General features: G+C 71.5%; 18 protein-coding genes. 3 read left to right on the top strand and 15 right to left on the bottom strand.

The window, feature by feature from the left end:
- Positions 1-197: 197 nt before the first annotated feature.
- From hpt to dacB, 4 genes are all read right to left on the bottom strand, one after another.
- Entirely contained in the window at positions 198-758 is a 561-nt protein-coding gene (hpt, locus tag ACFY0I_RS36895; protein ID WP_030158549.1) for a hypoxanthine phosphoribosyltransferase, read from the bottom strand.
- Positions 759-824: 66 nt separating this feature from the next.
- Positions 825-1,859: a tRNA lysidine(34) synthetase TilS gene (gene tilS / locus ACFY0I_RS36890; RefSeq protein ID WP_388904007.1), complete on the bottom strand. Its 1,035-nt coding sequence runs from the start codon at positions 1,857-1,859 to the stop codon at positions 825-827.
- A 264-nt stretch (positions 1,860-2,123) separates the two neighbouring features.
- Positions 2,124-3,281 carry a zinc-dependent metalloprotease gene (locus tag ACFY0I_RS36885; RefSeq protein WP_388904006.1) on the bottom strand — a complete coding sequence of 386 codons (1,158 nt, stop codon included), beginning with the start codon at positions 3,279-3,281 and terminating at the stop codon, positions 2,124-2,126.
- Between the two features lie 38 nt (positions 3,282-3,319).
- A complete protein-coding gene (gene dacB / locus ACFY0I_RS36880; RefSeq protein ID WP_388904004.1) occupies positions 3,320-4,789 on the bottom strand; it encodes a D-alanyl-D-alanine carboxypeptidase/D-alanyl-D-alanine-endopeptidase in 1,470 nt (489 codons plus the stop codon).
- A gap of 133 nt (positions 4,790-4,922) precedes the next feature.
- On the opposite strand from dacB, the gene ACFY0I_RS36875 reads away from it, so the two are divergent.
- Together ACFY0I_RS36875 and ACFY0I_RS36870 are read left to right on the top strand one after the other, a co-directional pair.
- Positions 4,923-5,417: an inorganic diphosphatase gene (locus ACFY0I_RS36875; RefSeq protein ID WP_008742522.1), complete on the top strand. Its 495-nt coding sequence runs from the start codon at positions 4,923-4,925 to the stop codon at positions 5,415-5,417.
- A 298-nt stretch (positions 5,418-5,715) separates the two neighbouring features.
- Positions 5,716-7,362, top strand: coding sequence for a threonine/serine exporter ThrE family protein (locus tag ACFY0I_RS36870; RefSeq protein WP_388904003.1), 1,647 nt, complete (start codon positions 5,716-5,718; stop codon positions 7,360-7,362).
- A gap of 166 nt (positions 7,363-7,528) precedes the next feature.
- On the opposite strand, the gene ACFY0I_RS36865 is transcribed toward ACFY0I_RS36870, so the two are convergent.
- The 9 genes from ACFY0I_RS36865 to ACFY0I_RS36825 form a co-directional block, all read right to left on the bottom strand.
- Positions 7,529-8,224, bottom strand: coding sequence for a DedA family protein (locus ACFY0I_RS36865; RefSeq protein ID WP_388904002.1), 696 nt, complete (start codon positions 8,222-8,224; stop codon positions 7,529-7,531).
- A gap of 162 nt (positions 8,225-8,386) precedes the next feature.
- Positions 8,387-9,145, bottom strand: a complete 759-nt coding sequence (locus tag ACFY0I_RS36860) for a MerR family transcriptional regulator (protein ID WP_388904000.1) — start codon at positions 9,143-9,145, stop codon at positions 8,387-8,389.
- Between the two features lie 82 nt (positions 9,146-9,227).
- Entirely contained in the window at positions 9,228-10,019 is a 792-nt protein-coding gene (locus ACFY0I_RS36855) for an ABC transporter permease (protein WP_388903998.1), read from the bottom strand.
- Entirely contained in the window at positions 10,016-10,981 is a 966-nt protein-coding gene (locus tag ACFY0I_RS36850; RefSeq protein ID WP_388903997.1) for an ATP-binding cassette domain-containing protein, read from the bottom strand. Before ACFY0I_RS36850 ends, ACFY0I_RS36855 begins: the two co-directional genes overlap by 4 nt.
- Positions 10,982-11,057: 76 nt before the next feature.
- Complete coding sequence (locus ACFY0I_RS36845; RefSeq protein WP_388903996.1) at positions 11,058-11,699, bottom strand: PadR family transcriptional regulator; 642 nt, start codon at positions 11,697-11,699, stop codon at positions 11,058-11,060.
- Between the two features lie 36 nt (positions 11,700-11,735).
- The gene (locus ACFY0I_RS36840; RefSeq protein ID WP_388903995.1) at positions 11,736-12,248 is read right to left on the bottom strand and encodes a DinB family protein; all 513 of its coding nucleotides are present in this window, start codon (positions 12,246-12,248) and stop codon (positions 11,736-11,738) included.
- Between the two features lie 109 nt (positions 12,249-12,357).
- On the bottom strand, positions 12,358-14,439 hold the full coding sequence (gene mrdA, locus ACFY0I_RS36835; protein WP_388903993.1) for a penicillin-binding protein 2: 2,082 nt from the start codon (positions 14,437-14,439) through the stop codon (positions 12,358-12,360).
- 63 nt (positions 14,440-14,502) lie between these two features.
- On the bottom strand, positions 14,503-15,960 hold the full coding sequence (locus ACFY0I_RS36830; RefSeq protein ID WP_388903992.1) for an aldehyde dehydrogenase family protein: 1,458 nt from the start codon (positions 15,958-15,960) through the stop codon (positions 14,503-14,505).
- Between the two features lie 89 nt (positions 15,961-16,049).
- Positions 16,050-16,928, bottom strand: coding sequence for a helix-turn-helix domain-containing protein (locus tag ACFY0I_RS36825; RefSeq protein ID WP_388903990.1), 879 nt, complete (start codon positions 16,926-16,928; stop codon positions 16,050-16,052).
- A 359-nt stretch (positions 16,929-17,287) separates the two neighbouring features.
- Here ACFY0I_RS36825 and ACFY0I_RS36820 point away from each other — a divergent pair, with 359 nt between their 5' ends.
- Positions 17,288-17,773: an ATP-binding protein gene (locus tag ACFY0I_RS36820; protein WP_388903989.1), complete on the top strand. Its 486-nt coding sequence runs from the start codon at positions 17,288-17,290 to the stop codon at positions 17,771-17,773.
- 134 nt (positions 17,774-17,907) lie between these two features.
- Here ACFY0I_RS36820 and ACFY0I_RS36815 read toward each other — a convergent pair whose 3' ends face one another.
- Positions 17,908-18,153, bottom strand: coding sequence for a DUF397 domain-containing protein (locus tag ACFY0I_RS36815; RefSeq protein ID WP_356871315.1), 246 nt, complete (start codon positions 18,151-18,153; stop codon positions 17,908-17,910).
- A 107-nt stretch (positions 18,154-18,260) separates the two neighbouring features.
- The gene (locus ACFY0I_RS36810; RefSeq protein ID WP_388903987.1) at positions 18,261-20,306 is read right to left on the bottom strand and encodes an FUSC family protein; all 2,046 of its coding nucleotides are present in this window, start codon (positions 20,304-20,306) and stop codon (positions 18,261-18,263) included.
- Positions 20,307-20,327: the final 21 nt, after the last annotated feature.

The following is a 20,327-nucleotide window of genomic DNA, read 5'->3' as shown; positions in this document are numbered from 1 at the left end:
CTGTTCTTCGGAATGTACCCCTGTATTGTCACCCGCGGCCTCGTGGGACGGCTGACAGACCCGCCTTCCCATGCTCCAACGGCGGGAATCGCCCCGAGGTTCCCCAGGTTTCCCTGCGGTCTTGTCGGGAGCGGGTCCCACGGCCGCCGGGCACGAGGTGCGCGGCGGACGCGACGGACGCTGCCAGGGGAAGCGCGTCAGCCGCCGTAGACGTGCGGGGCGAGGGTGCCGACGAACGGCAGGTTGCGGTACTTCTCCGCGTAGTCGAGGCCGTAGCCGACGACGAACTCGTTCGGGATGTCGAAGCCGACCCACTTCACGTCGATCGCGACCTTCGCGGCGTCGGGCTTGCGCAGCAGCGTGACGACCTCCAGGGAGGCCGGCTGGCGCGAGCCCAGGTTCGACAGCAGCCAGGACAGCGTCAGACCGGAGTCGATGATGTCCTCGACGATCAGGACGTGCTTGTCCTTGATGTCGGTGTCCAGGTCCTTGAGGATCCGCACCACGCCCGAGGACTGGGTCCCGGCGCCGTAGGACGACACCGCCATCCAGTCCATGGTGAGCGGGGTGGACAAGGCACGCGCCAGGTCCGCCATCACCATCACCGCGCCCTTGAGCACACCGACGATGAGCAGGTCCTTGCCCGCGTACTCCGCGTCGATCTTCGCCGCCAGCTCGGCCAGCTTCGCGTCGATCTCTTCCTTGGTGATGAGCACCGACTGGAGGTCGCTGCCCATGTCCTTCTCGTCCACCCGCATCACTTTCGTTGTCGGCCGGGGCTCCGGGGGTGCCCCCGGAGGACTCAGCCGTGTTTCGAGCGCCAATCAGCCCTGCCGAATGACAAGTCTGCCACCCTGCCGCTGGGCCTCGACGCGGCCGGGCAGGTTGATGGCGCCCTGACCGCGCCAACCGGTGATGAGGCGGTCGACTTCCTCGATGTGGCGGGCGAACAGGGAACCCGCGGGGGATCCGGCCGCGACGACGGCCCTGCGCAGCACGCGGCGCCTGACGGCGGGGGGCAGGGCGTACAGCTTCGCGCACTCCAGGCGGCCGTCCGCGTCGCGTACGCCGGTCTCCGCGTCGGCGGCCCAGGCGTCCAGGGCGTCGGCGTCGTCCCGGGAGAGCTGCGCGGTGCGGGCGAGCGCCTCGACGACTCCCTTGCCGAGCGCCTTCTCGAGGGCGGGCAGTCCCTCGTGGCGCAGCCGGGAGCGGGTGTAGGCCGGGTCGATGTTGTGCGGGTCGTCCCAGACGGGGAGGGACTGGACCATGCAGGCCTTGCGGGCGGTCTGCCGGTCGATCTGGAGGAAGGGGCGGCGGTAGCGCTTGGTGCGGCCCGGCCCTCCCGAGACCTCCGCCATGCCGGACAGGGAGCGGATCCCGGAGCCGCGGGCGAGGCCCAGCAGGACGGTTTCGGCTTGGTCGTCGCGGGTGTGGCCGAGCAGTACGGCGGCGGCGCCCAGCCGGTCGGCGGCCTCGTCGAGCGCGGAGTACCGGGCGTCACGGGCGGCGGCCTCGGGTCCGCCGTCACGGCCGACGCGTACGGCCACGGACTCCACCGGGTCGAGGCGGAGGGCGGTCATGCGGGTGACGACCTCGGCGGCGCGCAGGTCGGAGCCGGCCTGGAGGCCGTGGTCGACGGTGATGCCGCCCGCCCGGATGCCGAGCTTGGGGGCTTCGAAGGCGAGGGCGGAGGCGAGCGCCATGGAGTCGGCGCCGCCGGAGCAGGCGACGAGGACGAGTGGCGCGGCGCCGTCCGGGGTGCGACGGTCGGCGGGACGGTCGGTGAGGTCGGTGAGGACGTCGTGGAGTACGCGGCGGACCGCCAGGCGTATCGCCGCGACCGCAGGATGGGGACCCATGTCCGGTGCCCTTCGTGGAGTTCGGATGCTCAAAGGCGTTGGGGTGGTGCGGGGGTGCTGCTCGGTGGTGCCCGACGCGCTGTCCGGAGGTCCGCGACGGGAGGGCCGCGGAGGAAACCCCGGAAGTCGCGGGTTGTCACTCAGAGTGCGTCGATGGTGACAGAACCGAGCCGTTCCCCGAGCATCGCACGCCCTTCCACGGCCTACGGTCCCTCGGACGGGTGACGCTGCTTCCCCCAGTGGGACATCTTCACGCCCCTTGTGTCACCTTCCTTCGCTTCCCTCGTTCCCCTTGCCGTGCACCCGGGACACCCAGTCGGCGGGCTTGGCGATCTCCGCCTTGGTGGGCAGCGTGTTCGGCGAGGTCCAGACGCGGTTGAAGCCGTCCATGCCGACCTGGCCGACGACGGCCCGGACGAACCGCTCGCCGTCGCGGTACTGGCGCAGCTTGGCGTCGAGCCCGAGGACCTTGCGCAGGGCCGCGTCGAGGCGGCCCGCGCCGCTGGCCCGGCGCTGCTGGAACTTCTCCCGGATCTCGGCGACGGAGGGGACGACCTCGGGGCCGACGCCGTCCATGACGAAGTCGGCGTGCCCCTCCAGCAGGGACATCACGGCGGTGAGCCGGCCGAGCACCTCGCGCTGCTCGGGGGTCTGCACGAGCTCGACGAGCGAGCGGCCCTCGTCGCCGTTCTCGGCTTCGGGGCGGGCGCCTGCGAAGGACTGGACCGCTTCGCGCAGCCGTTCCAGGACGGTGGAGGGGTCCATTTCGGTGGCGCCGAGGAACGTCTGGATTTCGCCCTCCAGGTGGGCGCGCAGCCACGGGACGGCCGTGAACTGGGTACGGTGCGTCTCCTCGTGCAGGCAGACCCACAGCCGGAAGTCGTGCGGGTTCACCTCCAGCTCGCGCTCGACGTGCACGATGTTGGGGGCCACGAGGAGCAGCCGGCCGCCGGTCGCGGCGGAGCCCGGCAGGTCGAGGCCGCCGGGCGCGAAGGTCTCGTACTGGCCGAGGACCCGGGAGGCCAGGAAGCTCAGCAGCATGCCCAGCTCGACGCCGGTGACCTTGCCGCCGACGGCTCCGAGGACGGCGCCGCCGGGGCCGGCGCCGCGGCGTTCCTGCATCTTGCCGAGCAGCGGTCCGAGCAGTTCCCGGAAGCCGGCCACGTTGGCCTTGATCCATCCGGCCCGGTCGACGACCAGGACGGGCGTGTCGGGGACGGAGGCGCCGCCGTCGGGCAGCGCGGCCATCATCCGGGTGAAGTCGCGCACGTGCTGTTCGGAGGTCCTGGCGTGCCGGCGCAGTTCCGCCACCACGGCCCGGGCCTCGTCGCGGCTGACCTCAGGACCCGGCCGCACGAGCCGGGTCGCGGTCGCCACCGCGAGGTTCCAGTCGACCATCTCCGCTCCACCGATGCTCGTCATGCGTAAACCGTACGTGGACCTGCGCCGGAGCGGACCCCCTACGGGGTGGTGGCCACCGCGGCGGCGAGCTTGTCGAGGCCCTTCTCGGCGGCGGGACCGTCCGGGGCGCCCGCGGTGAGGAAGGCGAAGGCCAGCAGCCGGCCGGAGGGGTCGACGGCGGTGCCGGCAAGGGAGTTCACGCCGGTCAGGGTGCCCGTCTTGGCCCGTAGCAGGCCCGCGGCCGGGGAGGTTCCGGCGTTGCGGGAGCGCAGCGTGCCGGTGAATCCGGCGACGGGCAGGCCGGTGAGGGCCGGTCTCAGTTCGGGGTGTCGGGGGTCGGCGGCCTTGGCGAGGAGTCCGGTCAGGAGGCGGGTGCTGACCTTGTCGGCGCGGTTGAGGCCGCTGCCGTCGGCGAAGCGGTAGCCGTTCACGTCGAGGCCGAGGGAGGCCAGCTTGTCGGTGACGGCCTTCTCGGCGCCCTCGAAGCCGGCGGGCGCGCCGGCGGCGACGGCGGTCTGGCGGGCGAGGGCTTCGGCGATGTCGTTGTCGCTGTGGGTCAGCATCCGCTCGACGAGGCCGGCGACCGGGGTGGAGTGGGTGGCGGCCAACGGTTGGGCGCCGGCGGGGGCGTTGACCCGGGCGGGTTCGCCGGTGACCTTGATGCCGCGTTCGCGCAGCAGGCCGGCGAAGGCGCGGGCGGTGTCCCCGGAGGGGTCGTCGCTGCGTTCGACGGGGCCGGAGACGGAGTCGTCGGGGCGGCCCTCGTCGGCCGTGAGGGCGGTGACGGGGGCGATGTTGTCGTTGCGGCCGATCGGGTGGCGGACCGCGCCGGGGTAGAGGAAGTCGTCGTAGCCGAGGGCGACGGTGTCGGTGCCGGCGGCCTTGAGGGCCTGCGCGGTGTCCGCGGCGAGGGCGACGAGGCTGCCTCCGGAACCGGCGGGGCTCTTCTTCTTCGCGGTGAGCGAGGGGTCGCCGCCGCCGACGAGGACGATCCGGCCGGGTTCGGCCGCGGGGGTCACGGTGGTGCGGATCCGGTGCTCGGGGCCGAGGGCCGCCAGCGCGGCCACCGCCGTGGCGATCTTGACGGTGGAGGCCGGGGTCATGGCCTCGCCGGGGGCGGACTCGTACAGGACCCGGCCGGTCGCGGTGTCGATCACCGAGGCGCTGCGGACGGTGCCCAGCGCACGGTCGGCGAGCAGCGGCCCGAGCACCCGGGCCAGCGCCTCGGACCCGCCGGGGGCGGAGGCCGGGCGGTCGCCGGCCGGGGCGGACGGGCCGATGCCGGGGAGGACGCCGGGGGCGCTGGCCGCGGGCTCGGGCAGACCCGGACCGGCGACGTGATCTGTGCCACCCGCACGGCTCCAGGAGGCGGCCCTGTCCCGCTCGGCCTTACGCTGACCGGAGTCCCACGGCCCGGCGGATGCCACCGTCACCGCCGAGAGGGCGAGGCCGGCCACGGCCGACCCCGCGATGAGCTGCCACGTCTTGGCCAATGGCACCTCGGACCAGCCCCTTTCGCGATCACACATATGCGTGAGGGACACTTAACCACTGCGTCTTGCCGCGAGCATGGCAGCCCACCCCGCAGGCGGGGCCGGACGCGCGCGCGGTTGAATCAAATGCAGTCTCGAAGCAATGAAGCTGATCATGGAGGAGCAGGACGTGGAGTTCGACGTCACCATCGAGATCCCCAAGGGTTCGCGGAACAAGTACGAGGTGGACCACGAGACCGGCCGGATCCGTCTGGACCGTCGTCTCTTCACCTCGACCAGCTACCCGGCCGACTACGGCTTCGTCGAGAACACCCTCGGCGAGGACGGCGACCCGCTGGACGCCCTGGTCATCCTGGACGAGCCGACCTTCCCGGGTTGCCTCATCAAGTGCCGCGCGATCGGCATGTTCCGCATGACGGACGAGGCGGGCGGCGACGACAAGCTGCTGTGCGTGCCGGCCTCGGACCCGCGTGTCGAGCACCTGCGCGACATCCACCACGTCTCCGAGTTCGACCGCCTGGAGATCCAGCACTTCTTCGAGGTCTACAAGGACCTGGAGCCCGGCAAGTCCGTCGAGGGCGCGAACTGGGTCGGCCGCACCGAGGCCGAGGCCGAGATCGAGGCCTCGTACAAGCGCCTGGAGGCGCAGGGCGGCCACCACTGAGCTCCGCTCGGTGAGATCGCGTCGGCGCCTTGCGCCGAGCGGCTGACGTGACCGCGGGCGGTACCCCTTCCGGGGGTGCCGCCCGTTCGTCGTGTCAGGGGCCGGTGCGGCGCCGCCGGAGGATCGCCGCAGGGGCGCCGCAGGACCGGCGGAGCGCCGACGGGGAACTCCGCCGGCCGGCCGAGGGTCGCCCGCCGCTCCGGCGACCTAAGTGGCGGATGGTCGTCCGCTTTCGCCGGGGAGTAAACGATTCCGCATACTTGGGTCCGAGCCGGAACCGGCGAGGACGGGAGGACGCGTGGCGGAGGCCGAAGGATCCGGGTTCGAGGACCGGAAGCCGAAGTCGGACGAGGCGCGCAGCGCCTTCACCCCGCCGCGCGGCATCGCGTCGGAGTCCCCGGAGGACGAGCAGCCGACGTCGGAGTTCACCGTCCCCGACGGTCTGGCCGCCCTGCCGGTGGAGCCCGAGGGTTCCGCCTTCGCCGCGCCGGCCACCTACAGCGCCCAGCACTCCCCACCGGCGTACACCCCCGGCATGAGCGCCGGCTTCCCCGGCTCCCGGATGAAGGAATCGCCCTGGCAGGACCGCATGCGCGTCATGCTGCGCATGCCGGTGGACGTCCGTCCGGTGGCCGAGCCCGTGCAGAAGAGCGACAGCGGGCCCGCGGTGGGCCGTGTGCTCGACCTCACGCTGCGCATCGGCGAACTGCTCCTCGCGGGCGGCGAGGGGGCCGAGGACGTCGAGGCGGCCATGTTCGCCGTCGCCCGGTCCTACGGCCTCGACCGCTGCGAGCCCACGGTCACCTTCACCCTGCTGTCCATCACCCACCAGCCCTCCCTGGTCGACGATCCCGTCTCGGCCAACCGCACGGTGCGCCGGCGCGGTACGGACTACACGCGGCTCGCGGCGGTCTTCCGGCTGGTGGACGACATCAGCGCGCACGAGGTGGAGATCTCCCTGGAGGAGGCCTACCGCCGCCTCGCCGAGATCCGCCGCAACCGCCACCCGTACCCGGGCTGGGTGCTCACCACCGCCGCCGGACTACTCGCCGGGGCCGCCTCGACGCTGGTCGGCGGCGGGGTCACGGTGTTCTTCTGCGCCGTGCTCGGCGCCGTCCTCGGTGACCGGCTGGCCTGGTTCTGCGCCGGGCGCGGGCTGCCGGAGTTCTACCAGTTCGTGGTCGCGGCGATGCCGCCGGCCGCGATCGGGGTGGCGCTGAAGATCGCCGAGATCGACGTCCGCGCGTCCGCGGTCATCACCGGTGGGCTGTTCGCCCTGCTACCCGGGCGGGCCCTGGTCGCGGCCGTGCAGGACGGCCTGACCGGCTTCTACATCACCGCCTCGGCCCGCCTCCTGGAGGTCATGTACCTCTTCATCGGGATCATCGTGGGCGTGCTCGTCGTCCTCTACGTCGGCCTGCAGTTCGGCGCCGAGCCGAACCCGGACGAGGTGCTCCAGATCCCCTCCCGGCCGATCATCCAGATCCTGGCCTCGATGGTCCTGGTGTTCACCTTCGCCATCCTGCTCCAGCAGGAACGCTCCACCGTGCTGATCGTGACGCTGAACGGCGGGGTCGCCTGGGTGACCTACGGGGCGCTGCAGGCGGCCGAGCTGCCCCCGGTGCCGTCCACGGCCATCGCGGCCGGCCTGGTCGGCCTCTTCGGGCAGCTCTTCTCCCGCTACCGGTTCGCCTCGGCCCTGCCGTACGTCACCGCCGCCATCGGGCCGCTGCTGCCGGGCTCCGCGACGTACTTCGGACTGCTGTCGATCGCCGAGAACCGGCTCGACGCGGGGCTGGCCTCCCTCACCAACGCCGCCGCCATCGCGCTCGCCATCGCGGTCGGCGTCAACCTCGGGTCGGAGACCTCCCGCCTGTTCATGCGGATCCCGGGCGCGGAGAGCGCCGCGAAGCGCCGGGCGGCGAAGCGCACCCGCGGCTTCTGACCCCCTCCCCCGCCCTCCCCCGCCTTCCTCCGCCTTCCCCCGACGCCCTCCGGCGCCCTCCGCCGCGCTCCGGCGCCGGGAGGAGGCTGGGCGGCCGCCTGCGGGCATACGAACGCCCCGGGGACTCTCGGGTCCCCGGGGCGTTCGCGTGCGTCCGTACGGGCGGTCAGCGCTTGGCGTGGCGGCCGCGCGGTTGCGGGTCCTCGGGGGCGCCGAGGCCCTGCGCGGGACCGGAGGCGGCGGACTTCGCCTTGTTCTTGCGGGCCTTCAGCACCTCGAAGATCACCGGGATGATCGAGACCAGCACGATGCCGATGAAGATCGGCTCGATGTTGTTCTTGATGACGTCGAACTGGCCGAGCTTGTAGCCGAGCGTGGTGACGCCCGCGCCCCACAGCACGCCGCCGATGATGTTGTAGGTCAGGAAGGTCCGGTACTTCATCGCGCCGGCGCCGGCGACCATCGGCGCGAAGGTGCGGATGATCGGCACGAAGCGGGCGAGCACGATGGCCTTGGGGCCGTGCTTCTCCATGAAGTCGTGCGCGGCGTCGAGGTTCTCGCGCTTGAACAGCCGGGAGTTCGGCCGGTTGAAGAGCTTCGGCCCGAAGTGCTTGCCGATCAGGTAGCCCACCTGGTCACCGATGACGGCCGCGAGCACGATGAGCGTGCAGACCATCCACAGCGGCTGGCTGATGTTGCCGCTCGCCACGAACAGGCCCGCCGTGAACAGCAGGGAGTCGCCGGGCAGGAACGCGAACAGTCCCGATTCGGCGAAGACGATGATCAGGATTCCGATCAGGCCGAACTCCCCGATCAGATAGTCCGGGGACAGCCACTCAGGGCCGAGCGCAAGCGTGTACACGAGTTCCGGGCTCTCCTGGATCGAGGGGGGCAGCGGGGATGCGGGGCATGACGGGTGGTTCCAATTATGAACGCACACCGCCACCGCCAGGTTCCAGGTACCTGCGGGGACGGTGTGCGCACTGTGCGGCGGCCCTGCGGCGAACTGCCGGCGACCGGGCGGCTACGCCTTCCGGATCGCGTTCGCGAGGATCGCGTCCCGGACGAAAACGGCCAGACCCGGACGGACGGCTTCGTAGTACGCCGTGAACCGCTCGTCCGCGACGTACATCTCGCCGAGGCAGGTGTGGATCTCGTACGTGCAGAAGTAGTAGGAGCCGTTGATCCAGCTCCGGTGGTCCTCCGCGAGGTCCATGGCCGGCTCGGCCTCGGCGGACGCCCCGGAGTCCAACAGGGCGGCGAACCGGGCGTTGATGTCCGCTGCCGCCGCTTGGATCCGCTGCCAGTCCTCCTTGGTGTACGAGGCCGTGCGGCGGGTCGACTCCCGGTAGGCGTCGGTGCCGCCCCAACGGCGCTCCGCCTCCTCGGTGTGCTCGTCGGGATCGAAGTCCCCGAAGACCTCGAACTTCTCCTCGGGCGTGAGGTTGATGCCCATCTTCTTCGCCTCCATGGCGTGCTCAACGGCCTTGGCCATCTGCTGGAGCCGGGCGATCCGGTCGGACAGCAGGGAGTGCTGCCGGCGCAGGTGCTCCTCCGGGTCCGAATCCGGGTCGTCCAGCAGGACCGCGACCTCGTCGAGCGGGAAACCGAGCTCCCGGTAGAACAGGATCCGCTGCAACCGGTCGAGGTCGGCGTCGTCGTACCGCCGGTGCCCCGCCCCGCTGCGGCTGCTCGGGGAGAGCAGCCCGACCTCGTCGTAGTGGTGCAGCGTGCGCACCGTCACTCCGGCGAACCCGGCGACCTGACCCACTGACCAGCCCATCGCTTCCCGCTCCTTCGATCGGTTGGGTACGCCCTTCACTGTGGGACCTCACGCCGCGTGAGGTGCAAGTCCGCCGCGCGGCCTACCTTCCGAGGCCCCGGTAACGGGCCACGGCCAACGGGAAGAACACGCCGAACAGCAGCAGCGGCCAGCCGACGGCGAGCAGGGCCGCATGCTCGGAGGCCCACGACGGCGCGGAGGACGCCGCGCCCGCCGGGTTCCCGAACAGGTCGCGCACCGCGGTGGCCGTCGCCGACATCGGGTTCCATTCCACCACCGCGCCCAGCCAGCCGGGCATCGACTCCGGGGTGGCGAACGCGTTGGACAGGAAGCCGACGGGCCACACCAGGATCTGCACGGCCTGGACCAGCTCCGGCCGGCCCGCGACCATGCCGAGGAAGATCCCGATCCAGAGCATCGCGAAGCGCAGCAGCAGGAGCAGTGCGAAGGCGGTCAGCGCCGCCGCCGCCGAGCCGTGCGGGCGCCAGCCGAGCAGCAGGCCGACGCCCGCCAGGACGGCCAGGCCCAGCGCCGACTGGAGCATGTCGGCCGCGCTGCGGCCCACGAGCACCGCCGACGAGGACATCGGCATCGCGCGGAACCGGTCGATGACCCCCTTGCCGAGGTCCTGGGTGACGGCCGTCATCGTCGCCTCCAGGCCGAAGGCCATGGTGAGGGCGAACATGCCGGGCACCAGGAACTCGACGTACTCGCCGTCGATGCCGCGCCCGCCGCCGACGAGGAAGCCGAACATCAGCAGCATCATCACCGGGAAGACCAGCCCGACGATGACCTGGACCGGCTGCCGCGCCCAGTGCGCGAGCTCGCGGCGGGTCATCGTCCAGGAGTCCGTGACCACCCAGGGCGTGCTCATACGGCCACCTCGGCCTTCTCGTCGGTACCGGCGTCGGCGGCTGCGGGGGTGCCCGTCAGCCGGAGGAAGACCTCGTCGAGGGTGGGGCGGCGCACCGAGAGGTCCGCCGCCTCGACGCCCGCCTCCTCCAGGGCCCGCAGGGTCCGGGTGAGGCCCGCCATCCGGTCCGCCACGGGGAAGCTCAGGGTCAGCGCGTCCAGGTCCGTGGACGGGTCCGGGTGCGGTACGAGTGCCGCCGCGCGGGCCAGGTCCGCCGCCTCCCGCAGGACGACGACGATCCGGTCCGACCCGACGCGGGCCTTCAGCTCGTCCGCCGTGCCCTCGGCGGCCACCCGACCGGCGTCGACGAGGGAGATCCGGTCGGCCAGCCGGTCGGCCTCCTCCAGGTACTGGGTGGTCAGCAGGACGGTCGTGCCGCCGCCGACCAGGGAGCGGACCGCGCCCCACACCTCGGCGCGGCCGCGCGGGTCGAGTCCGGTGGTCGGCTCGTCCAGGAACAGCACCTGCGGGTCGGTGATCAGCGACGCCGCGAGGTCCAACCGGCGGCGCATGCCCCCGCTGTACCGCGCGACCGGCTTGCGGCCGGTGTCGGCGAGTTCGAAGCGGGCCAGCAGCTCGTCGGCCCGCGCGCCGGCCCGCCGGGAGCCCAGGTGGTGGAGGCGGCCGAACATCTCCAGGTTCTGCCGCCCGTCCAACTGCTCGTCGAGGGCGGCGTGCTGGCCGAGCAGTCCGATGCGGGCGCGGACGGCCGCCGGGTCCTCGCGCACGTCGTGTCCCGCCACCCGGACCACGCCCTCGTCGTGCCGCAGCAGGGTGCTCATCACCCGGACCGCCGTGGTCTTGCCGGCGCCGTTGGGGCCGAGGACCGCGTGGACCGTCCCGGCGGCCACCTCCAGGTCGAGCCCGGCGAGGGCCCGCTTCTCCCCGTACCTCTTGTGCACTCCTTCGACGGAGATCGCCAAGACCGCTCCTCATTAGTCAAATTTGATTAGCTGGATCGGCAAAGCTATGCCCGCCTCGCGGGTTAGTCAAACTTGATTACTTGCCGTCGTCCGGAGCCTGCTGCTCCGCATAGGGGTTCTCCCGGCCGTCCGCCAGGACTCCCACGAAGGGGTCGCCGCCCTCGCCCGCGAAGGAGTACGCCCCCTCCTCGATCCGGGCGATCAGCCCCCGGGTCCACTCGGCCTCGGCGTCCGACGAGTGGACCCACATGTGCATGATCTCGCCGATGTGCCCGAGCTGACCCGGGCCGCCCTCCGGCGTGTAGTAATCGGTCACCGCGGACCGCCAGCCCGCCAGCTTCGCCAACCGCTCGCCCAGCAGCGTCAACACCTCGTCCCGCGGCAGGTCGACCATGAAACCGATCGCCGCCGACAGCACGTCCGTCTTCTGGTCGTAGGCCGCCAGGGCCTCGCGCAGAAGACGGAAGTACTCCTCGCGGCCCGCTTCCGTCACCTCGTACTCGGTGCGCGGCGGCCCGCCGGCCGCGCTCGGCGCCACCTCGTGCGCGAGCAGGACGCCCTGCTTCGCCATCTGCTTGAGCGCGTGGTAGATCGAGCCCGGCTTGGTGTTGGACCACTCGTGGGCGCCCCAGTACTCCAGGTCGTTGCGCACCTGGTAGCCGTGCGCCCTGCCGTGCTGGCGGACCGCACCGAGGACGAGGAGCCGAATCGCTGACATCGGGCCAGGCTACTCATCCCCGTCGGGCGCCCCGCCTCACCCCATGGCCTTCGTCCCGTCCAGGGACTCGCGGATGATGTCCGCGTGACCGGCGTGCCGGGCGTACTCCTCGATCAGGTGCAGCAGCATCCACCGCATCGAGACCTTGCCGTTCTCCGGGAACCAGGGGGCAGGCGGCAGCGGGAAGGTGTCGTCCAGGCTCGGGACGGCTCCGATGAAGGCCTCGGTCTCCTGCCGGACGCCGTCCCAGAAGGCCAGCACCTGCGGCATCGACTCCCCGCCGACCAGACGGAAGCCGTCGCTCCAGGACTGCTCGTCGGGCGCGTCCTCGGCCTGGCGCCGCTGCGCCATCCGCAGCCAGCCGAGCTCGCACCCGGCCGCGTGCTTGAGCAGCCCGGACAGCGAGAGCTCGCTGACGGTGGGCCGGCTCGCCGCCTGCTCCTCGGTCAGACCCCGCGCCGCCTCGCGCAGCCCCTCGCGCTGGGCCTCGACGAAGGCGAGGAGCGTCCCGCGCTCGTCACCGGGGACCTCTGTGGAAACCTGAGCCATGGCCGACCGCCTACTTCCGTGGGGTTCTTCTCCTGCTGACGAGAACCACGCTACGGAGCCTTGCGGTCAGCTTCTGTCCTCAACTCGCGGCCACCGCAGCGGCCCCGCGTCACTGGCCCTGCTCGTCCTGCCGGATCACGGGCAGCGCCGTCGCGGGCTGCGGGAGCAGGGCCTTGGAGAGGTCCTGCTTGCCCGTCGGGTCGAGCCCGTACATGGCCTCGTAGATCTTGCGGACCGCCGGCCCCGAAGCGCCGGAGCCGGTGCCTCCCTGGGAGATCGTCATGACGATCGAGTAGTCCGCCGTGTACGAGGCGAACCACGAGGTGGTCTGCTTCCCCTGGACCTCGGCGGTACCCGTCTTGGCGTGCATCGGGATCTGCTTCTGCGGCCAGCCGCCGAAGCGCCAGGCGGCGCTGCCGTTGGTGGCCACCCCGGCGAGGGCCTCGTCGATGTCGTCGCGGGTCTTGGCGTCCATCGGCAGCTTGCCCTGCTCCTTCGGCGCGATCTCCCGCACCGACCGGCCGTCGGCGCTGATGACCGCCTTGCCGACGCTCGGCTGGTGGATCGTGCCGCCGTTGGCGATGGCCGCGTACACGGAGGCCATCTGGACCGGGGTGACGAGCGTGTCGCCCTGTCCGATCGAGTAGTTGATGGCGTCGCCCTCGCGCAGCTGGTTGCCCTGGCGGCAGTTCTCGTAGGCGATCTTCTCGGCGAAGGTGCCGTTCTTCTTGCCGTCCCGGCACCAGGCGGCCTTGTTCGCCTCGAAGAAGTCCTGCTTCCACTTCCGGTCCGGGATCCGGCCCGGCACCTCGTTGGGCAGGTCGATGCCGGTGCGCTTGCCCAGGCCGAACTCGTGGGCGGTCTTGAGGAACCAGTCGTTCGGGTCCTTCTTCGGCTTGATGCCGCCGTCCTTCTTCCACTCCTGGTCGGCGATGGCGTAGTAGACGGTGTCGCAGGAGACTTCCAGCGCTCGCCCGATGGTGATGTCGCCGTGCCCCTGCGACTCGAAGTTCGTGAAGGTCTGGTTGCCGACCGTGTACGCGCTGGGGCAGGGGTAGCGCCGGTTGAACGGGTAGCCCGCGTTGACCGCCGCCGCCGAGGTGACCACCTTGAAGATGGAGCCGGGCGCCGCCTGCGCCTGGATCGCCCGGTTCAGCAGCGGGTAGTTGGACTCCTTGGCGGTGAGGCCCGCGTAGTCCTTGGCGGAGATGCCGCCCACCCAGGCGTTGGGGTCGTACGTCGGGTTCGAGGCCATCGCGACGACCCGGCCGGTCTTCGTCTCCATCACCACGACGGAACCCGAGTCGGCCTCGTAGTTGCGGCGGGTGTTCCTGTCGTACCCCTTGCGCGCCTCGATCATCGCGGCGTTCAGCTCGCGCTCGGCGACCGCCTGCACCCGCGAGTCGATCGAGGTCACGATGTTCGAGCCGGGCTGCGCCGGGTCCGTCTGCCCCTGACCGAGGATCCGGCCCAGGTTGTCCACCTCGTAGCGGGTGACGCCGGCCTTGCCGCGCAGCTCCTTGTCGTACGTGCGCTCCAGGCCGGAGCGCCCCACCTGGTCGGACCGCAGGTACGGGGAGTCCGACTTCTTCGCCTTGACGATCTCCTCGTCGGTGACCGGCGACAGGTAGCCCAGCACCTGGGAGGTGTTGGCCTGGTCGGGTCCGGCGTAGCGGCGCAGGGCCGTCGCCTCGGCGGTGATGCCCGGGAAGTCCTCGGGGTGCTCGCGGATCTGCAGGGCCTGCTCGGTGGTGGCCTCGTCACTGACCGGGATCGGCTGGTACGGGGACCCGTTCCAGCAGGGCTGCTTCGTCTTGGAGTCGCAGAGCCGGACCTTGTCGAGGACCTCCTGGGGGTCCATGCCCAGGATCCCGGCGAGCCGGGTGAGGACGGACCTGCCCTTGTCCTTCATGGCGAGCAGCTCGGTGCGGCTGGCCGAGACCACGAGGTGCGTCGCGTTGTCGGCGAGCGGAACCCCGCGCGAGTCCAGGATCGAGCCGCGCACGGCGGGCTGGATCACCTGCTGGACGTGGTTGTTCTTCGCCTCGTCCGTGTACTCCTGGCCGTTGCGCACCTGTAGGTACCAGAGCCGCCCGCCGAGCGTGAGGAGCAGCGAGAAGACGACCACCTGGATGACGACGAGCCGGTTCTGGACCCGAGGGGTCCGGCCGGTCTCCGGAATGTTGCTCAACCCTGATCTCCCCCGGACGCGAGCCGTACGCCCGGCCGAGTGTAGGGGGCCGCGACCGGCGACCTAGAACGGGAACCGGGTACGACCGTGCTGGACCGATATCCACTTCTGGGTCGTGAAGGCCTCCACGGTGGCCTCTCCGCCCAGCCGGCCCAGGCCCGAGGCCTTCTCCCCGCCGAAGGCGGTGAGGGGCTCGTCGCCGATGGTCGAGTCGTTGACGTGGATCATCCCGGTCTCGACGCGGCCGGCGAACCGCACCCCGCGCTCCACGTCACGGGTGTGCACGGCGCCGCTCAGCCCGTACGGAGTGGCGTTGGCCAGCCGCACCGCCTCGTCCTCGCCGTCGAAGACGACGAGCAGCGCGACGGGGCCGAAGATCTCCTGGGTCAGCAGCGGGGAATCCTCCGGGAGCCCGGCCAGCACGGTCGGCTCGACCAGGTTGCCGCGCGTAGACCCCCGTACGAGGGCCCGCGCGCCGGATTCCACGGCCCGGTCCACGAGCGCGGTGAGCGCGTCGGCCTGGAAGGAGTTGATGAGCGGCCCGATGTGGGTGTCGGCCTCGCGCGGGTCGCCGGTCTTCAGGGCGCGCACCCGGGCGGTGAACTTCTCGGTGAACTCCTCGGCCACGGAGGCGTCGACGAGGATCCGGTTGGCGGCCATGCAGACCTGGCCCTGGAAGACGAACCGGCTGAAGACGGCCGCGTCCACCGCGTAGTCGAGATCGGCGTCGTCGAGGACGACCAGGGCGCTGTTGCCGCTGAGTTCGAGCACGGTCCGCTTGAAGTGGCGGGCGGCGACGGCTCCGACGTGCCGGCCGGTGCGGTCGGACCCGGCGAAGGAGATCACCTTGGGGACCGGGTGGGTGAGGATCGCGTCGCCTATCTCGGCGATGTCCGTGACCAGGACGTTCAGCAGCCCCGCCGGCAGACCCGCGTCCTCGAAGATCTTGGCGATGATCCCGCCGCCGGACACCGGGGCGTTCTGGTTCGGCTTGATGACGACCGCGTTGCCCAGGGCCAACGCCGGGGCGACCGACTTGAGGGTCACCAACAGCGGGAAGTTGAACGGGCTGATCACGGCGACGACCCCGACGGGCAGGCGCTGGACCCGGTTCTCCTTGCCCTGCACCAGCGAGGGGAGGATGCGCCCCTCGGGGCGGATGGCCAGCTGCACCGCCTCGCGCAGGAACTCCATCGCGAGGTGGACCTCGTACTCGGCCTTGGGACGGGTCCCGCCGAGCTCGTCGATCATCGCCTCGACGATCTCCTTCTGGCGCTCCTCCGTGATCCGCAGGGCGCGTTCCAGGACCGCGCGTCTCGCGTACGGGCTGGTGGCCGCCCATTCCTTCTGCGCCCGCTCGGCCGCGCGGTAGGCCAGGTCGACCTGCTCGACCGTGGCCACCGTGATGGCGGCGAGCTTCTCCCCGTTGTACGGATTGACGTCGATGATGTCCCACGAACCGGTGCCGGCCAGCCATTCGCCGTCTATGTACTGGTGAGCAAGGTCGGTGAATATGGACATGCCATCCCTTACTGCGAGCGCGCACCCTTGCGCTGCACCGGAGACCGGTCGGTCGTCATACACTGATCAGACGTCATAGTACGTGCGGATCAAGACAGTTGGAGCAGTCCTCGCAGGAGATCGCGGGTCCTGTCGGGATCCGGGCAGTCGGCCTGGAGCCTGCGCATCGCCCGCGCGTACTGCGCCACTTCCTCTTCTTTGTCCAGGTAGAGCGCACTGGTGAGCTGTTCCAGATAGACGATGTCCTGGAGATCGGACTCGGGGAAGCGCAGCAGTGTGAAGGCCCCGCTCTCGCCCGCGTGGCCGCCGAAGGAGAACGGCATCACCTGGAGCTGCACGTTCGGCCGCTGACTGATCTCGATCAGGTGTTCCAACTGGCCGCGCATGACGTCGCGGTCGCCGTACGGGCGGCGCAGCGCGGCTTCGTCGAGGACGGCGTGGAAGACCGGGGCGTTCTCGGAGACGAGGACCTTCTGGCGCTCCAGGCGCAGCGCGACGCGGCGGTCGATCTCGGCGGCGCTCGCGCCGGGCATGCCCCGGCTGACGACGGCATGGGCGTACGCCTCGGTCTGCAGGAGCCCGTGCACGAACTGGACTTCGTAGATCCGGATGAGCGACGCGGCGCCCTCCAGGCCGATGTACGTCTGGAACCACCCGGGGAGCACGTCGCCGTAGCTGTGCCACCAACCGGTGGCGTTGGCCTCCCGGACCAGCCCCAGCAAGGACTCGCGCTCGGCGTCGTCCGTCACTCCGTACAGCGTGAGGAGGTCTTCGACGTCCCTGGCCTTGAAGCTCACCCTTCCCAACTCCAAGCGGCTGATCTTCGATTCGGATGCGCGGATCGAGTAGCCGGCCGCCTCACGGGTGATGCCGCGGGATTCTCGGAGTCGCCTGAGCTGAGAGCCCAGGAGGATGCGTCGCACCACAGAACCGCTGGCTTCTGCGGTCACTTGTCCTGCCCTCCCCATCGCGAAGGTGTGCGCGTGGTGTGCGCGTGCTCGGCGGGGCCCCCGTACCCCGGTGCCGCAGTCTGCCACCAAAACGCATCGGCCCGTACTCGTTCTGTAACGGAATCCGGTGTCCCGGAAAAGAAGTCCGTAAGTATGCGTAGGAAGAAATGAGCAAGAACCGTCACGGGAAGGGACGGGTCGGGCGCGTGCACGTGCATCTGCCCTTGCATCCGGCTTCGGCATTCGGAACGATGGTGCCGCGCACCTGCGTGCTCTTCGCGCCGGCGCGGGACCCACCCCGCAGTTCTCCATGGACAGAGCCGCCGCTTCGTCCGCGAATCCCGGGAGTGCCTCGCATGGGGACGAATGGATCGACCATGCTCGAGCCGTTACGGCAGGGGCTGCCCCCGGTCGACCCCACGGCTGTCTCCGGATCCGCGTCGTGCGGTCTGCCCGCCCGCTTCGACGCGGTGCGGGGCGCGCGTTCGTTCACCCGGTCCACGCTGTCCCAATGGGGCCTCGACGACCGCTTCGACGACGTCTCCCTGGTCGTCTCCGAACTCGTCACCAACGCGCTGCGCCACGCGCTGCCCGACGACGCACGCCCCTGCGGCGAGCCGGAACCCGCGGTACGGCTGCACCTGATGCGGTGGAGCACCCGCCTGGTGTGCGCGGTACGGGATCCCAGCGAGGACCGGCCCGGCGGGTCGTTCGTGCCGGAGCGGACCGACGAGAACTGCGACCTGGAGTCGGGGCGGGGCCTGTTCCTGGTGGACGCGTACAGCGACAGCTGGGGCTGGCATCCCCTCGCGGGCCGACTGACCGGCAAGGTCGTCTGGGCGCTGTTCCTGCTCCAGGACTGACGCGCGCGGGGTTCGGCGGACCCCGTACGCGGGGCGCGCGATCAGGACACGAAGCGGGGCCACTGGCCGGGGTTGATCGTTTGGATCAGTCCCGGCCAGTGCACGTGCATGGCGTGAAACGATGCGCTGTTCCGTCAGCCGATCAGGTGATCGAATTCGCCGTCCTTGACGCCCAGGAGCAGGGCCTCTATCTCGGCCGGCGTGTACACGAGCGCCGGACCGTCCGGGAAACGCGAATTGCGCATGGCGACGTCGCCGCCGGGCAGTCTGGCGAACTCCACGCAGGATCCCTGCGAGTTGCTGTGTCGGCTCTTCTGCCAGGTCAGCTCAAACATGGAAGCGAGTTCTGCAGCTGCCATCCCGTTGTACGCGTGGTCCACAGGAAGCCCCCGATAGTGCAGATGTCAACTCCACCGGATCATAGCTGTGTTCATAAGCGCATGCATGGGCAGATGCACGTGCACGCGCGGTACCGGATCGATCACTGTCAGGGGCGAAGAGCCTCCGCGACCTCGTCCAGTGAGTCCAACAATCGCCGCGCCGCTCCCCCCAAAGCATCTGATTCCGGGGCATTCCACTCGGCCGGCAGCCTCCGGACCCCGTCCCAGTCGGGGACCCGCCGCTCCCGGATCGCCCGCGCCCCCGCCTCCGTCGCCCCGCGCAGGGCCTCGGCGAGCTCGGCCGCGCCGGGAACGGGGGCGTGGGTCCGGTCCGGGAGGTGGGCCTCCAGCAGCATGGCGTTGCGGCCGAAGGCGGCCACCGCGTCACCCGCCCCGTCGGCGGCGGCCCGGGACAGCCCACGGTGGCGCACCGGCTCCCCCTCGGCCCGGGCGAGCGCCTCCTGCCAGGCGATCCGGGCGTCGCGGGTCTCCAGCAGGGCCTCCCGGACGTCGGCGCGCCGGGCCCCGGCCGGGTCGGCGTACTGCCCGAGCACGGCGGCCGCGTACCTCCCGACGGCCGCGACCCAGTCGGCGAGCCGGGTGCGCAGCCTCGGCGTCTCCCAGGCCGGGTAGAGGGCGTAGCCGACCATGGCGAGGACGCCGCCCACGAGGGTCAGGGCGATCCGGTCGGGCACGGTCTGGTCCCAGCGGACGCCGCCCATCCCGAGCAGGAACACCACGTACGCGGAGACGAAGGTCTGGGCGACGGCGTACCCGGTGCGCATCAGGACGTACATCAGGCCCGCGCTGAGCACCGCGAGGAACCCCGACAGGTACATCCCCGGCTGCGCGAGCTGCACGATCGCGGTGGCGACCCCGACGCCGACCAGGGTGCCGCCGAACCGGGCCACGGCCCGGGACCAGGTCTGGGAGAAGTCGGGCCGCATCACCATCACCGAGGCCATCGGCGCCCAGTAGCCGTGCCCGAACGGCAGCGCGCCGCCGATGAGGTACCCGGAGCAGGCGACGACCGTCACCCGGACGGCGTGCCGCAGCACGGGCGAGCCCGGACGCAGCTCGGCCCGTACGGCCCGCATCACGTGCGGCACCATCCGGGGCAGGGTGGGCCGCAGCATCGCCTCGCCGGGGTCGGCGGTGCGCCCGGAACCCGGTTCGGCCGTCTCCAGTACGTCGTCCAGCAGCGCGGTGAGCCGGCGGGCCGCCCGCAGCGGCGCCCCGTCGAACAGTTCCGACAGGTCGGGGGCCTTCAGTACGGCCAGCTCGGGCGCGGGCAGCCGTACGGGCTCCCCCCGCCGGATGGCGCGCGCGGCCGAGTCCAGTACGGCCGCCGCCGCGGCGAGCAGCTCCCGCACCCGGTCCCGGGCCGGGCCCTCGGCGGGCGCCCCGACGGCCGGGTCGGCGAGCGAGGCGAGCACCGGGCGGATCCGCTCGGCGAGCCCGCGCGCCCCGTGCAGCTCGGCGGGTCGGCGGCGGGCCTGGCGGACGGTGACGGTGGCCGCGGCCCGCGCCTTCATGAGGGGCTGCGGGTCGAAGGGGGCCACGGGGTCGTGGCGCAGCCGGCGGGCGTAGTCGGCCTCGGCGGCCAGCGCGTCGGCCAGCGCGTCGCGGTGGGCGCCCCAGCGGCGGATCGGGAACAGCACGATCAGCAGCGCCTGCACCACCCCGCCCGCGGCGATCATCGCCGCGTGCCCGGCCGCCTGCGGGACGGAGGTCGGCAGGGTGACGGTGACCAACATGATCGCGACGTTGCCGGAGGCGATGATCCCGGCGGTGGGCCCGGCGGCCCACAACAGGCCCGCGGCGAAGGTCCACAGGGCGAGCAGCAGGAGGAACAGGCCGGTCTGCGCGGCGCCGACCAGGTAACCGACGAACGTGGAGACGGCCAGGGTCAGCCCGGAGGCGAGGGCGAGCACGGGGCGCGGACGCCAGCTCTGCTGGAAGGTGGCGATGGCGGCCATGAAGGCGCCGAAGGCGGAACTGACGGCCGCGCCGGGTCCGAGGAGGGCGAGGCCGGCGCCGATGACGATCGCGAGCCCGACGGCGGCCCGCAGCGCGACGAGGGGCTCCAGCGGTGTCCGGGTGACCGTCATGCCCGAGCGTGCGGTGTCCTTCAGGGCCCGGAGCCAGCTCATGGCACCGACATTAACCTTGAT

The organism is Streptomyces sp. NPDC001568 (assembly GCF_042893755.1).
Classification (GTDB): Bacteria; Actinomycetota; Actinomycetes; order Streptomycetales; family Streptomycetaceae; genus Streptomyces.
The sequence above is the reverse complement of the archived record's forward strand: the minus strand, read 5'-3'. Positions and strand labels throughout refer to the sequence as shown.

What these genes read in the sequence shown, in the direction of transcription:
- ACFY0I_RS36820 (WP_388903989.1), top strand. Translation starts at nt 17,288, where the DNA reads ATGCTCGAGCCGTTACGGCAGGGGCTGCCCCCGGTCGACCCCACGGCT.
- ACFY0I_RS36845 (WP_388903996.1), bottom strand. Translation starts at nt 11,699, where the DNA reads ATGTCAGCGATTCGGCTCCTCGTCCTCGGTGCGGTCCGCCAGCACGGC.
- ACFY0I_RS36810 (WP_388903987.1), bottom strand. Translation starts at nt 20,306, where the DNA reads ATGAGCTGGCTCCGGGCCCTGAAGGACACCGCACGCTCGGGCATGACG.
- ACFY0I_RS36885 (WP_388904006.1), bottom strand. Translation starts at nt 3,281, where the DNA reads ATGACGAGCATCGGTGGAGCGGAGATGGTCGACTGGAACCTCGCGGTG.
- tilS (WP_388904007.1), bottom strand. Translation starts at nt 1,859, where the DNA reads ATGGGTCCCCATCCTGCGGTCGCGGCGATACGCCTGGCGGTCCGCCGC.
- dacB (WP_388904004.1), bottom strand. Translation starts at nt 4,789, where the DNA reads ATGTGTGATCGCGAAAGGGGCTGGTCCGAGGTGCCATTGGCCAAGACG.
- ACFY0I_RS36860 (WP_388904000.1), bottom strand. Translation starts at nt 9,145, where the DNA reads ATGGGCTGGTCAGTGGGTCAGGTCGCCGGGTTCGCCGGAGTGACGGTG.
- ACFY0I_RS36855 (WP_388903998.1), bottom strand. Translation starts at nt 10,019, where the DNA reads ATGAGCACGCCCTGGGTGGTCACGGACTCCTGGACGATGACCCGCCGC.
- hpt (WP_030158549.1), bottom strand. Translation starts at nt 758, where the DNA reads ATGCGGGTGGACGAGAAGGACATGGGCAGCGACCTCCAGTCGGTGCTC.
- ACFY0I_RS36825 (WP_388903990.1), bottom strand. Translation starts at nt 16,928, where the DNA reads ATGGGGAGGGCAGGACAAGTGACCGCAGAAGCCAGCGGTTCTGTGGTG.
- ACFY0I_RS36840 (WP_388903995.1), bottom strand. Translation starts at nt 12,248, where the DNA reads ATGGCTCAGGTTTCCACAGAGGTCCCCGGTGACGAGCGCGGGACGCTC.
- ACFY0I_RS36830 (WP_388903992.1), bottom strand. Translation starts at nt 15,960, where the DNA reads ATGTCCATATTCACCGACCTTGCTCACCAGTACATAGACGGCGAATGG.